The organism is Pectobacterium carotovorum, from assembly GCA_016415585.1.
GTDB classification, from domain to species: Bacteria; Pseudomonadota; Gammaproteobacteria; order Enterobacterales; family Enterobacteriaceae; genus Pectobacterium; species Pectobacterium carotovorum_K.
This window is the reverse complement of record CP066552.1, coordinates 1801925-1816469: the sequence shown is the minus strand read 5'-3', so window position 1 is coordinate 1816469 and position 14545 is coordinate 1801925. Positions and strand designations below refer to the sequence as shown.

General features: G+C 51.7%; 9 protein-coding genes and 1 pseudogene. 9 read left to right on the top strand and 1 reads right to left on the bottom strand.

Translation table 11 applies throughout. The features are described 5' to 3' along the window. Positions 1-516: 516 nt before the first annotated feature. Positions 517-708 (top strand): hypothetical protein, encoded by a 192-nt coding sequence (locus JFY74_08065; GenBank protein QQG29969.1) that lies wholly within the window; start codon positions 517-519, stop codon positions 706-708. Positions 709-1056: 348 nt separating this feature from the next. Here JFY74_08065 and JFY74_08060 read toward each other — a convergent pair whose 3' ends face one another. Then, entirely contained in the window at positions 1057-1872 is an 816-nt protein-coding gene (locus JFY74_08060; GenBank protein ID QQG29968.1) for a MetQ/NlpA family lipoprotein, read from the bottom strand. Positions 1873-2368: 496 nt separating this feature from the next. On the opposite strand from JFY74_08060, the gene JFY74_08055 reads away from it, so the two are divergent. The 8 genes and pseudogenes from JFY74_08055 (at position 2369) to JFY74_08020 (ending at position 14366) form a co-directional block, all read left to right on the top strand. Next, positions 2369-2998 carry a response regulator transcription factor gene (locus JFY74_08055; GenBank protein QQG30481.1) on the top strand — a complete coding sequence of 210 codons (630 nt, stop codon included), beginning with the start codon at positions 2369-2371 and terminating at the stop codon, positions 2996-2998. Positions 2999-3001: 3 nt separating this feature from the next. Further along, the gene (locus tag JFY74_08050) at positions 3002-4579 is read left to right on the top strand and encodes an MASE1 domain-containing protein (GenBank protein ID QQG29967.1); all 1578 of its coding nucleotides are present in this window, start codon (positions 3002-3004) and stop codon (positions 4577-4579) included. A gap of 216 nt (positions 4580-4795) precedes the next feature. Further along, positions 4796-5011 (top strand): annotated as a pseudogene (locus tag JFY74_08045) (MFS transporter family glucose-6-phosphate receptor UhpC). A gap of 37 nt (positions 5012-5048) precedes the next feature. Next, the gene (locus JFY74_08040) at positions 5049-6083 is read left to right on the top strand and encodes an ABC transporter substrate-binding protein (GenBank protein QQG29966.1); all 1035 of its coding nucleotides are present in this window, start codon (positions 5049-5051) and stop codon (positions 6081-6083) included. Between the two features lie 393 nt (positions 6084-6476). After that, a complete protein-coding gene (locus JFY74_08035) occupies positions 6477-8555 on the top strand; it encodes an iron ABC transporter permease (GenBank protein QQG29965.1) in 2079 nt (692 codons plus the stop codon). A 5-nt stretch (positions 8556-8560) separates the two neighbouring features. Then, complete coding sequence (gene fbpC, locus JFY74_08030) at positions 8561-9619, top strand: ferric ABC transporter ATP-binding protein (GenBank protein QQG29964.1); 1059 nt, start codon at positions 8561-8563, stop codon at positions 9617-9619. 225 nt (positions 9620-9844) lie between these two features. Next, positions 9845-10921, top strand: a complete 1077-nt coding sequence (locus JFY74_08025) for a LacI family DNA-binding transcriptional regulator (protein QQG29963.1) — start codon at positions 9845-9847, stop codon at positions 10919-10921. Positions 10922-11234: 313 nt separating this feature from the next. Beyond that, positions 11235-14366 (top strand): beta-galactosidase, encoded by a 3132-nt coding sequence (locus JFY74_08020; GenBank protein QQG29962.1) that lies wholly within the window; start codon positions 11235-11237, stop codon positions 14364-14366. Positions 14367-14545: the final 179 nt, after the last annotated feature.

Sequence of the window (14545 nt, the reverse complement as noted above, 5' to 3'; positions counted from 1 at the left end):
ACTTCAAGTTGCATGTACATTGGCTTCAATACTCAGTCCACTTGCGCGGACCTCGCCCCGTTGGGGCCGCTGCAAGCAGCGTTCAAACCTGCCTCTGGCTGATTTGTCAGTCACCCGAATACTTACTCAAGTAAACTCATCGGGATGACATGAGAGACATCCTGTCTCTCACCGAAGGCAAGCCGTTGGCTGGTCAAATTCGTTCCCGACGAATTTGTCCTTTGCTTGTTGCGTTACGATGCTCATTCATGAGCATCGCCCTAAAGGGCTAACGCTTTGCGTTGTTCAAAACGTTAACGTTTTGTCCTGAAATTCGAATTACTTAGGGTATACAGTATATTAATAAAAAATAATTTAACATTAATTTTTTATATAATAATTATATAAATAAGTAAATCACAGGGATTATAATAACAACCCTCGCTATTTTTATAATGATAAAATATTCTTGATATATTCTTTCTCATGAAATAATATTCACCTTCCGACATACTAACTTTCTAGGATAGATTTATTATGCTAACAGATAAAATGTATCAAGATGAAAAAATAACGCTATTATTTACGCAAACAAGCAACCTGATATCTGGTTATTTAGCGGCCAATCCTAAAGAACTTCCAATGGGTGCAATTAATTTGCTTTTTGAAAAAACATACATAACCTTAGCTGCTGAGCTTAAAAAAGACTACATTAAAAAAAACATTTAAAAATTAGCGCGGAGATTTAATGCTGGTTTTTATATTATATACGGTTTTTTTAGAGAGGAAATTTCTAAAATTAACCGTATTCTCCATCTTAGATATAACGTATCTATTTGGCATAAATAATTTTTCTTAACGGATGTAGTGACAATTTTTGAACGTTACATTACCGGGGGATTTAATATTTAACCATCATTTTAAGTGCTGGAAATGGTATATTATATTTTAATTAAAAAACATTTAAATTTTTTCATTGAATTAATTTTAATAATTAAATTTCGAGCAAGCCAATAATTAACACGCCATCATCTTTTAAATAAAGATGACAGCATTGCAGTTATCGGGTTATTACCATCACCAACCTTTTACCGCACCACCATTAAAAATACGGTTTGCAGCTTGTTCAACTTCATCAGTCTGATAGGCTTGAATAAACTTTTTGATGTTTTCCGCATCTTTATTATTTTCACGCGTCACAATGATATTCACATACGGTGATTCTTTATCTTCAATAAAAATACCGTCTTTCGTTGGCGTTAAGCCCGTTTGCTGAATATAGGTTGAACTAATAATAGCTACCGTCACTTGCGGATCGTCTAACAAACGCGGCAACTGTGCCCCTTCCACTTCTATAATACGCAGGTTGTGTGGATTCGTCGTGATATCCAGCACCGTCGGCAATAACCCCGTGTCAGGCTTTAGAGTAATTAATCCGGTCTTTTTCAGTAGCAGCAACGCTCGCCCCAAATTGGTAGGGTCGAAAGGAATCGCAATGGTATCGCCGTCTTTCAGATCATTGATATTTTTAATTTTCTTCGAATAACCCGCCATCGGGAAAACGAAGGTATTTCCTACCGCCACCAGCTTATAACCGTGTTCGCGATTTTGCTGTCCGAGGAAAGGACGATGCTGAAAGACGTTCGCATCCAAATCGCTTTTATCCGTCGCCTCGTTCGGCAAGAGTGAACCGCTGAACCCCACCAGCTCAACATCCAGACCATACTTTTCTTTTGCCACTTTCTTCGCGACGTCGGCGACGTCCTGTTCCGCGCCGTTAATCACACCGACTTTAATGTGGTTGGCAGAGTGACTTGCGCTATCGCATGCCGTCAACGCCATCGCCGCCGTAACCATTCCCGCCACCAGCGCTATACGCCATTTATTCATCATTCTGGTTTACCTGATATCGTAACTGTATTGATTTAAAGAGAAAAACAGTAACGCCCCATAATTCACCGAGTCAAATAACTCCGCGTTCTATGAATATGCATTTCATTATTCGGTCAATAAAGAGTGATATATATCCTAAATAATTCGAGTTGCGTGACAAAACGTTAGCGTTTTGAACAACGCTTTGCGTTGACCCTTTAGGGCAAGGCCCATTTATGGCCTTGTAACGCGGCAACCGCAAGAATCCCCAGGAGCTTACACAAGTAAGTGACTGGGGTGAGTAAGGACAAATTGGCTCAGCCAATTTGAACGCCGTTTACGGCGGCCCTTCAGGGCGAGGCTCAGAGAGGAGCCGAGTATTGCCAACGCACAAGCAGCTTGAAGTATGACGGATATATCTGTTAAGCCGATTCCATTTTACCTATCTGCTATTGCTCACCTCTACATTCCCCCGCATTATGACGTTTTGATGACTTTGAATTCACACGGCGAAACCATGATTAATGTGGCTTTAGTTGACGATCACATCGTTGTACGGTCTGGCTTTGCACAGCTTCTGACATTAGAAAATGACATTCAGGTTGTTGGACAATATGCTTCGGCGGCGCAGGCGTGGCCCCATCTACTCAAACAGCCGATTGATGTCGCCGTGATTGATATCGCCATGCCGGACGAAAGCGGCCTGTCGTTATTAACCCGTCTGCGTCAGCAGCGCCCCAATTTTCGCGCCATTATTCTGAGCATCTATGACACCACGGCGTTTGTACAAAGCGCGCTGGACGCGGGCGCGGGCGGCTATCTCACGAAGCGCTGCGGCCCGGAAGAGTTAGTGCAGGCGGTTCGCGTGGTTAGCAGCGGCGGTCTTTACCTCTGCGCCGATGCACTGCATGCCATTCGCCATCAACAGCAGCCACCGAAAGAGCTACTGTCGCTGACCCCACGCGAGCGAGAAATATTCAGCTTGCTGATCAACGGGATTAGTGTGAAAAGCATCGCTGAACAGCTCGAACTCAGCCATAAGACCGTTCACGTTCACCGCGCCAATATTCTCAGTAAGCTACAGTGTGAATCCACGGTAGAGCTGGTGCACTTTGCACTGCAACACCAACTGCTGGCTGGAAAATAAATCATGCGCCGCCTGCACGTCATCGGTATGACGCTGTTTCTCGCCTTTTTCTATAGCCTGATTTGGCTGGCGCTGTGGACCATCAGTTTCTATTTGAGCAACAACGGCCAGCAGGCGGCGCTGCTGTTACCACAAGGGCTGCGATTGGCGCTGATGATTTTGCTGCCGCGCAAATACTGGCCGACCTTGCTGATTACGGAAATCGCCATCCAGAGCTGGCTTATCAGCGAACAGCTCATGACGCGTTCGCTGCTGCTACTTTCCCCGTTCCTTAGCCTGATTCCGGCCATCATCACGCATAAAATTTGGCATCGCTATACGCTTTATTGGCAGCGACTCCTGCTATTACTGGCGGCGCTGACACTCAACACCGTTCTGCACGGCATCGCCATCGGCCCCTGGTTACATTCGCAGCTGACACAAACGCTGCTGGCGACGTTTACCGGCGGCGTCCTGCTGATTCCGTTCATCTATTTGCTGTACGAATACATCAAGCAGCAGCACTTGCAGACATTGCTGGCACAGGAGATCCCCGATCCGCCGCTGCGCACCTCGCTGCTGATTTGGTGCTCGCTGTTTTTTTCTATCGGCGTTTGCCTGCAAATGACGTTTACACCCGAGATGGAACGCCTGCTGCTGATCTTCGTTTTTCTACCTAACGTGGTCATGGCGTATAAATTCGGCTGGCAAGGCGGCGTGCTCTCCGCCGTGCTCGGCAGCCTGATGATTGCCGTCACACGTCAGGTAAGCGGAGCCTTCGACGATCTGCGCGAACTGGAGCTCTTTCTCTCTACGCAGGCGCTACTCGGCATTGGGCTGGGGATCGCGATAAGCCGTCAGCAACAGCTGGCACAGCGGCTCCAGCGCTATCGTCATCAGTTGGAGCAGGAGCTGAAAACCCGGCGGCGGCTTATGGAGCGCATCATCCACACCGAAGAGGCCGTGCGCAAAGACATCGCGCGCGAACTGCACGATGACATCGGCCAAAACATCACTGCCATTCAGATTCAGGCCATGCTGGTGAAACACAGCGCGCCTGCCGATGCCGCCCAGCATGCCGCCGGACAAATCAGCGAGCTGTCGCGGCGCATCCACCACACCACCCGCCAGCTTCTGCGCCAGCTGCGCCCGCCGGTGCTGGATGAAATGGTGTTAGATAAAGCGCTGCATCATCTGGCGGATGAGTTTGCCTTCTCGGCTCGCGGCATCCAGTTTCAACTGGATTATCAGCTTCCCACGCCGCCGCATGATGACGTGGTGGTTTTCACGCTTTATCGGCTGGTGCAGGAGTTGCTCAACAATATCAACAAGCACGCCAGCGCGACGCAGATTACCGTTCGACTTTCCCAGCAAGATGACCTGATTACGCTCGACGTCATTGATAACGGTGTGGGCATCACACAAAAAGACAGGCCGAATCCGACAGGCGGTGGCTTCGGCCTGCGAGGTATCGAGGAGCGTGTACAGGCGCTGGGCGGTAACTGGCTGGTAAAAGCTGCCACCCTTAGCGAATCTGCCACGCCGCGCGGTACGCACATAATTGTTAACCTGCCCACAAAATTTAAACAAAAAGACGATTAGCTAGGAATTATTCCTAGCTACCTAAAACCTTGTCTCATCCTTTTTAATTCACATCCCCCTACTCTTCTCTCAACGCGACGGAGAACCCCATGCAGGCACCCATGTTTCCACCGGGACAGCTTTCACCAACACAAATCAGCCAGCGTTATCGCTACTGGCGACCGCGGTTGTTGATTTCCATGGTCATCGGGTACGCCACGTTTTACCTGACGCGTAAAGGATGCCGCAGGCACGGTGACAGGTTTTCTGGCGTTGTTTGCCTATCTGGGGGCAGCGCTGGCGGGCTGGCCGCTAGCACAGGTGCTGCAACACTACGGATGGTCGGGATTTTTTACTCTGCTGGCGTTGGCTTCAGCCTGCATCGGACTGTTATTGATGCCGCTGCTGATGGCAGGTGTCAGCCGCCGGGAACGTTTGATGACATCAAAATAGCAATAACAACAGATAGACACCTATAAAGGAAAACATCATGAAACTGAGTACCTTAACTACCCTCATCGCCGCTGGACTGACCGTTGCTGCTGTTACCACCACCACTGCTCGGGCTGAAGGACGCCTGGTCATTTACTGTAGCGCCACTAACGCCTTCTGCGAGGAAGAAGCCAAGGCCTTCGGTGAGAAACACAACGTTAAAACCTCCTTTATCCGCAACGGCTCTGGCAGCACGCTGGCGAAAGTCGATGCAGAGAAGAAAAATCCACAGGCTGACGTCTGGTACGGCGGCACGCTGGATCCGCAATCTCAAGCGGGCGAAATGGATCTGTTGGAACCTTATCAATCTAAAAACCTTGAGCAGATCATGCCGCAGTTCCGCGATCCCGCCAAACGTAAAGGCAACTACTCGTCTGCCGTTTACGTCGGTATCCTCGGCTTCGGCGTCAACACCGACCGCCTGAAGGAGAAAAACCTGCCCGTTCCACAGTGCTGGAAAGATCTGACCAATCCGATCTACAAAGGCGAGATCCAGATTGCCGATCCACAAAGTTCCGGTACGGCCTATACCGCACTGGCGACTTTCTCCCAGCTGTGGGGTCAGGATCAGGCCTTTGATTACCTGAAAAAACTGAATACCAACGTGTCGCAGTACACCAAATCCGGTATTGCCCCGGCACGTAACGCCGCACGTGGCGAAACCGCTATCGGTATCGGCTTCCTGCATGACTACTCACTGGAAAAAGAGAAAGGCGCCCCGCTGACGCTGATCTCCCCGTGTGAAGGTACTGGCTATGAAATCGGCGGCGTCAGCATCCTGAAAGGCGCGCGCAATATGGATAACGCCAAGCTGTTCGTTGACTGGGCGCTGTCAAAAGAAGCACAGGAACTCTCCTGGAAGAAAGGCCAGTCCTACCAGATTCTGACCAACACCACCGCAGAAGCCTCTCCGCTGTCGCTGAAGTTGCAGGATCTGAAATTGATCAACTACGACATGGACAAATACGGCGCGGCAGACGTGCGTAAAGAGCTGATTTCCAAGTGGGTTAACGAAGTCAAAATGGGCCAATAATCTCGATTCATTGCCCTTGATTCATTGACCGCTATTGATTGCAAAACAACGGGAACACAGCGGTAAGCTCGCATTTCGCTTAACGCCGTGTTCTCAGCATCGCTAATTAACCATTACTCAATATTATTCACCAACCAATACCTGTGACGATTCAATCTCATAAAACAACTCAATATCCCTAAATAATTCGAGTTGAGTGACAAAACGTTAGCGTTTTGAACAACGCTATGCGTTGGCCCGTTAGGGCAAGGCTCATTTATAGCCTTGTAATGCGGCAACCGAGCGAATCCCCAGGAGCTTACTCAGGTAAGTGACTGGGGTGAGTAAGGGCAGCCAACGCACAGGCAACTTGAAGTATGACGGGTATAAAACTTGCACGCACCAGGGAACCATATGTCACACACACTAACTCTTTCACCGACGCCTAAGCGGGATCCCGTTTTCCTGTGGCTGGCGCTGATTGCAGCAACATTTTTGCTGCTGCCAGCGTGGAGCCTGGATTACGGCCTGCTGGATGCCTCACGCGATGAACTGCTGGCGGCCTACAGCTGGTCGAGCCTGAATATCAGCCTGCTGTGGTTCCTGCTCCCAGTAGGGTTGCTGGCACGTCCACTGCTTACGCCCGGTCGGGAACAGCGTGGCCGCCACCGTTTTGATGCGGCTTACGCGTTGTTCTGTGCTCTTTTCGTGGTCATCAGTGCCACGGTTGAAGGACGCGGAATGGGCTATGGCACTATTGCGCTGTTTGTCGCGCTGAGTGCGATTATTACGCTGGCGCTCTCTAGGCTGGACTGGCTGGGTGGCGATCGCTTCGTCATCGGCTCGCTCATCAGCATCATCGCGCTGATTGGCGTCTTTATCCTTTACCCTAGCATCGCCATCTTCATCCCGATGTTCACCAACGATAGCGGTGAGTTCGCGCCGCTGTCATTTATGCAGATTTTGGGTCAGGCGCACATCTTACGAGTGATCTGGAACTCATTCCTGCTGTCGGTTGCCGTCGGTATCGGCTGTACTTTCTTCGGTATGGTGCTGGCGATCTATACCTCGCGCATCGCCCGCCGTTCCGCGATTATCGGCCGCATTTTCTCTATTCTGCCTATCGTTACGCCGCCGTTTGTCGTCGGGCTAGGCGTAACGCTGATGATGGGCCGCTCCGGTTACATGACCGAGCTGATGGTGGATTGGTTCGGGCTGACAAACACCAACTGGCTGTACGGTTTCACCGGTATCTGGCTAGCGCAGGTGCTCGCCTTCACGCCAATGTCGTTTATGATTCTGGAAGGCGCGATGAAGACGATTCATCCGTCGCTGGAAGAAGCGTCGTACACCCTGCGTGCCAACCGCTATCAAACCTTTCAGCGGGTTTTCCTGCCCTTGCTGAAACCGGCGCTCGCCAACTCGTTCCTGATCGTGATCGTCCAGTCGCTGGCCGACTTCAGTAACCCGCTGGTGCTGGGCGGCAACTTCGATGTACTCGCCACCCAGATTTACTTCTATATCACCGGTGCACAGCTGGATTACCAGTCAGCCAGTACGCTCGGTGTTGTCCTACTGGTGTTCTCCCTGGCCGTGTTCTGCGTGCAATATCTGTGGATCGGTAAACGCTCCTACGTGACGATTTCTGGTAAGTCCTCTCGGGGTGATGTACAGCCGCTACCCGTTTCGCTGGTGTGGATCGTCAGCATCCTGCTCTATGTCTGGATTGCCTTTAACGTCCTGCTGTACGGCAGCATTTTCTACGGCAGCTTTACCGTTAACTGGGGCGTGGATTACACCCTGACGCTGGCAAACTTCAGCAAGCTGTTCGGGCAAGGCTTTAGCGACGGTGCCTGGCCTTCCCTGCTGGATACGCTGTTGTTCGCGGGTATCGCTGCGCCGATTACGGCACTGTTTGGGCTGCTCATCGCCTACATCGTGGTGCGCCAGCAGTTCTACGGCAAGAAAGCCATCGAGTTCACCACCATGCTGTGCTTTGCGGTACCGGGCACGGTTGCCGGTGTGTCTTATATTCTGGCCTTTAACAGCGCGCCGGTTTACTTAACGGGAACGGCGGTGATCGTCATCATGTCGATGGTGATGCGTAACGTGCCGGTTGGTATCCGTGCGGGTATTGCCGGACTGGGACAGTTGGATAAATCGCTCGATGAGGCGTCGCTCAGCCTGCGTGCGGGTTCGATGCGCACGGTGTTCTATATTCTGCTCCCGCTGCTGCGTCCGGCCATTTTGTCTGCGCTGATATACAGCTTCGTGCGTGCGATTACCACCGTCAGCGCCATTATCTTTCTGGTTACACCGGATACTCGCGTCGCCACGTCTTACATTCTTAACCGCGTGGAAGACGGTGAATACGGTATGGCAATTGCCTACGGTTCCATCCTGATTGTGGTCATGCTGGCCATTATTTTCCTGTTCGATTATCTGGTCGGTGAAGCGCGGATTTCCCGCACGAAAGCCAAGAATAATGCCTAAGCGGAGTGATTACCTTGAATACTGAAAAAAGCTTTGTCGAACTGAAGCACATCACTAAACGCTTCGGCAACAACACCGTCATTGATGATTTGAATCTGGCGATCCCTCAGGGAAAAATGGTCACGCTGCTGGGGCCGTCTGGCTGTGGTAAAACCACGGTACTGCGGGCCGTTGCCGGTCTGGAAAAGCCGACGGAAGGCCAGATTTTCATCGATGGCGAAGACGTCACCGAGCGCTCCATTCAACAGCGTGATATCTGCATGGTGTTCCAGTCTTACGCCCTCTTCCCACACATGTCGCTGGGGGAAAACATCGGCTACGGGCTGAAAATGCTCGGTCGTCCGAAGGCGGAAATCAATCAACGCGTAAAAGAAGCGCTGGCGCTGGTCGACCTGGCAGGATTTGAAGATCGCTATGTCGACCAGATTTCTGGTGGACAGCAACAGCGTGTCGCTCTGGCGCGTGCGCTGATCCTCAAACCTAAAGTGCTGCTGTTCGATGAGCCGCTGAGTAACCTTGATGCCAACCTGCGCCGCAGCATGCGTGAGAAAATCCGTGAGCTTCAGCAGCAGTTCAACATCACCTCGCTGTATGTTACGCACGATCAGAGCGAAGCCTTTGCGGTGTCCGACATGGTTCTGGTGATGAACAAAGGCAAAATCATGCAGTTGGGTGCGCCGCAGGAGCTTTATCGCCAGCCAGCCTCCCGCTTCATGGCCAGCTTTATGGGTGATGCCAATATCTTCCCTGCTACCTTCACGGCAGACAGCGTGAATATCTACGGCTACCTCATTCCGCGTCCGCAGGGCTTTGCCGCCGGATTAAGCGAATCCGTCGTCGGTATTCGTCCGGAAGCCATTACGCTCAGCCATCAGGGTGACGAAAGCCAGCGCTGCACCATCACGCAGGTCGCCTACATGGGGCCGCAGTACGAAGTGCAGGTGGACTGGCATGGTCAGTCTATGCTGTTGCAGGTTAACGCAACCCAGCTTCAGCCGAATCCGGGCGACAGCTACTATCTGCAAATCCACCCTTACGGCATGTTTGTGTTGTCCGAGCAGTAAACATCGGGTAGCTATCCACCACAAACCGGGAGCGCTTGCTCCCGGTTTTACTTTCTACAAACACCTAAAAAGCCGACAAACGCCAGCTTCAGCATGAAACTATTTTGTCCCACTTCTCTTCAGTGCTTCGATTACGCCGGAATACGCACACCGATTACGGATTCCCTGCGCGATTTGTTATGATAATGCTCTTTCAAGTACATAATCACGCACGGAATCGCCGCGATGAAACAGAAACCCATAACACTAAATGATGTCGCCGAGTACGCTGGGGTTTCCTATCAGACAGTTTCTCGTGTGCTGAACCAAGCGCCTCATGTTTCATCCCGCACTCGCAGTAAAGTCGAACAGGCGATGACGGCGCTTAACTACACGCCTAATCGCGTCGCCCAGCAGCTAGCAGGGAAAACCATCACCACGCTGGGGCTGGTCACTACCGATCTTTCGCTGCACGCGCCTTCACAAATTGCCGCAGCAATTAAGAGCACCGCCAGTCAGCTAGGCATTAACATCGTGATGTCCATGCTGAGCAGCCCAGATGTCAACACCTGCAATAACGCCGTTAACGACCTGCTTTCTCAACGTGTCAGCGGCGTTATTGTGAATGTTCCGCTCTCCACGGATGACGTCGCCCACATTAGCCAGACCTGTGCTGACACGCCCGTGCTGTTTATGGATGCCGATCCACATACCGACATACTCAACGTCATGTTCGATCCCGATCACGGCGCACGCTTAGCCATCACGCATCTGGTACAGCTGGGGCATCAATACATTGCCTTGTTGACCGGGCCAATGACGTCGATCTCCGCCCGCCTGCGTTATGAAGGCTGGCTGGCCGAGCTGGAGAAACAGCAGTTGTCCCCCGCTTCGGTGCTACACGGTGACTGGAGCGCCGCATCCGGTTACCACCAGACGCTGGCACTGCTGGGAGAATCCCTGCGCGTCTCGGCCATTGTTGTCGCGAACGATCAAATGGCGCTTGGCGTCCTGCGTGCGCTGCACGAGTATGGCCTTCGCGTACCGGAGCAGATGTCAGTGATCGGCTTTGACGATACTCAGGACAGCGCGTATTACACTCCGCCACTGACAACCATTCGTCAGGATTTCAGGCTATTAGGTAAAGAAGGCGTCACTCGTTTGCTCGCCACGCTGCGCGATCCTACCCAGAGTTCGTCACTGCTGTTACCCACCGAACTGATCGTACGCCACAGCACCGCCGTACATTCATCAACCCATGCCTCCCTGCAAGAACTCACCAAAAATCTGTTGGACATTACACGCCAGCTACAAAGGCTGTAATCCTTTACACTGTTTGTAACCCTTTACACAACAGTAGTTTTTCACTACCGATGTCAAACCCTAACAAAATAATCTGATAAACAATAAGTTAATTATCATCCCTCGTTAATTTATTGCGCAGCGCTTTCCAAATTCGATGTATTCCCATTCATTTTACAAACGATCTTTGTGATCGCTTCCACTTTATTGTCACATGCCACTTTACTCGCCCTTACGAGTCGATATGTTATGAGCAACAGAAATTGTGAGCGGATAACAATTTTAAAATTCAATCACAAAGGTAGACTCAAAAACGTTCAGGAGCCAAGCCATCATGAGCGATACCGTTTTACCGTATCCAGCACGCCATCGCGCCACGCTGCAAGAAATTCTTGCCCGACGTGATTGGGAAAACCCAGCCTATACTCACTATCAGCGGCTCCCTGCTCACCCACCGTTCAACAGCTGGCGTAGCATGGCTGCTGCACAACAAGATGAGCCATCTCAGCGGCTTCGTCGTCTGAATGGTGAATGGACGTTTAGCTATTTCACCCGCCCAGAAGCCGTACCGGAAAGCTGGTTACAGCAGGATCTGCCTGATTCAGACACCATTCCGGTGCCTGCCAATTGGCAGCTACAGGGCTATGACACCCCGATTTACACCAACGTAAAATACCCGATCCCCGTCAACCCACCCTATGTTCCAGAAGACAATCCTACAGGTTGTTACTCGCTCACTTTTAAGGTCAACCACGACTGGATCAGTCGCGGACAAACGCGGATTATTTTTGATGGCGTTAACTCCGCGTTTTACCTCTGGTGTAACGGCCACTGGGTGGGATATTCGCAGGATAGTCGCCTGCCTGCGGAGTTTGATCTCGGTCGCTATCTGACGACCGGAGAGAATCGGCTGGCGGTGATGGTGCTACGCTGGTCTGACGGCAGCTATCTGGAAGATCAGGACATGTGGCGTATGAGCGGTATTTTCCGCGACGTCACGCTTCTGCATAAACCGGCGGTTCACCTCAGCGATATCCAACTAACGACGCCGCTCAGCGCCGATTTCCGCCACGGCACGCTGGATATTCAGGTGAAGGCAACGTTCTCTGAAGCTGAGGCCAAAAACCATCGCATCCACGCACAGCTTTGGCGTGGTAATAAGCTCATCGGTGGTACGCGACAGGCGTTCGGCAGCGATATTGTCGATGAGCGCGGTGCCTATCATGACAAATCTTTTCTCCGCATCGACGTGCCACAGCCCGACCTGTGGAGCGCCGAACAGCCGCACCTGTATCGTGCCGTCATTGCATTGGAAACGGCGGAAGGTAAGCTAGTCGAAGCGGAAGCCTATGATGTCGGTTTCAGAAAAGTTGAAATCCGCAGCGGCCTGCTGCTGCTGAACGGTCAACCGCTGCTGATCCGCGGGGTTAACCGTCACGAACATCACCCACAGCACGGTCAAGTCATGGATGAAGACACGATGCGGCACGATATTATACTGATGAAACAGCATAATTTTAACGCCGTACGCTGCTCACATTATCCTAACCATCCGCTGTGGTATCGGCTGTGCGATCGCTACGGTCTGTATGTTGTAGATGAAGCGAACATTGAGACGCACGGCATGCAGCCGATGAATCGTCTGTCGGACGATCCCGTCTGGCTGCCGGCTTACAGCGAACGCGTATCAAGGATGGTACAGCGCGACCGCAATCATCCCTGCATCATTATCTGGTCATTGGGAAATGAATCCGGCTACGGCGCAAACCATGATGCGCTTTATCAATGGATCAAACGCCACGATCCGACTCGCCCCGTGCATTACGAAGGCGGCGGCGCCAATAGCCGTGCAACCGACATTGTGTGCCCTATGTACGCCCGCGTTGATGAAGACCAGCCCTTCCCCAGCGTACCCAAATGGTCAATCACCAAATGGGTCAGCATGCCGGACGAACATCGGCCACTCATTCTTTGCGAATACGCACACGCGATGGGCAACAGTCTGGGAGGATTCGCCCGCTACTGGCAGGCATTCCGCCAATATCCTCGGTTACAGGGTGGATTCATTTGGGATTGGGTCGATCAGGCGCTGACCCGCCGCGACGAACAAGGCAATGCCTACTGGGCATACGGCGGAGATTTTGGCGACATGCCTAACGATCGCCAGTTCTGTCTGGACGGTTTGGTTTTTCCCGATCGCACCCCGCATCCCAGCCTGTATGAAGCCCAGCGGGCACAGCAACACATTCAATTCGTCTGGCAGGCTGAATCACCGTGTGAGCTGCACATCACCAGTGAATATCTGTTTCGCCATACGGACAACGAGCAGTTGAACTGGAGCATTACGCTGAATGATAAGATGCTCGCAGAAGGTTCTCTGCCGCTGACGCTCGCACCGCAGGCCACACAGACTCTGACGCTGCTGGAAGCCCTTCCCACAGTCGACCGCGCAGGAGAACTTTGGCTCAATGTTGAAGTTGTACAGCCGAAAGCCACCGCCTGGTCAGAAGCCAATCACCGCTGCGCCTGGGATCAGTGGCAACTTCCTACACCGCTCCATCTTCCCGAGGCACTTTGTTCTGGACAGAGGAAACCTCCTGTTCTGCACTCGTCCGATGCGTACTTTGACATTATTCAAGGCGAACAGCGCTGGCGCTTTAACCGCCAGAGCGGCTGGCTGGAACAGTGGTGGACGGCGGATACTCCAACGCTGTTAACCCCCTTGCAGGATCAGTTTGTTCGCGCACCGCTGGATAACGACATCGGTATCAGCGAGGTCGATCGCATCGATCCGCGCGCCTGGGCCGAACGTTGGAAATCGGCCGGACTTTATCAATTGCAGACGCAGTGTGTTGCAATTCAGGCTGACCAGCTCGCCGATGCCGTGCACATTGCCACCGAGCACGTATTCCGCCATGCCGGACAGATCCTGCTACGGAGTAAAAAGCGCTGGCAGATTGATGCACATGGCGTGATGACTGTGGATATCGATGTTGATGCCGCCACGATACTGCCGTCACTAGCCAGAGTGGGCTTGAGCTGCCAGTTAGCCGACATCGCGCCTCAGGTCAGTTGGGTCGGGCTTGGACCACATGAAAATTACCCAGACCGACAGCTCGCGGCACAGCATGGGTACTGGAATCTGCCACTGGATGACCTTCACACACCTTATATTTTCCCAACGGAAAACGGGTTGCGCTGCAATACACGCTCGCTGGCCTATGGCAAATGGATCATCACCGGAAACTTCCACTTTGGGTTAAGCCGCTACGGGCTAGCACAATTGATGACGTGTACCCACCATCATTTATTAGAAAAGGAAAAAGGCGTTTGGCTCAATCTGGATGGCTTCCACATGGGAATTGGCGGCGATGACTCTTGGAGCCCTAGCGTTCATCGCGATGATTTACTCACGGCCACGCATTATCACTATCGCGTCGCTCTTCAACATCATCAGCCGTATTGATATGAAAAAACAGTATTAAAAAAACAACGAAAGAGAGCGGTTATTACCGCCTCTTTTCATCCTGATTGTACCCAGCAGGTATATATCCGCCGTCAAAATAAACGCTGCGGATATATACCCTAAATAATTCGAGTTGCGTGACAAAAACATCAGCGTGTTGAACAACGTGATGCGTTGCA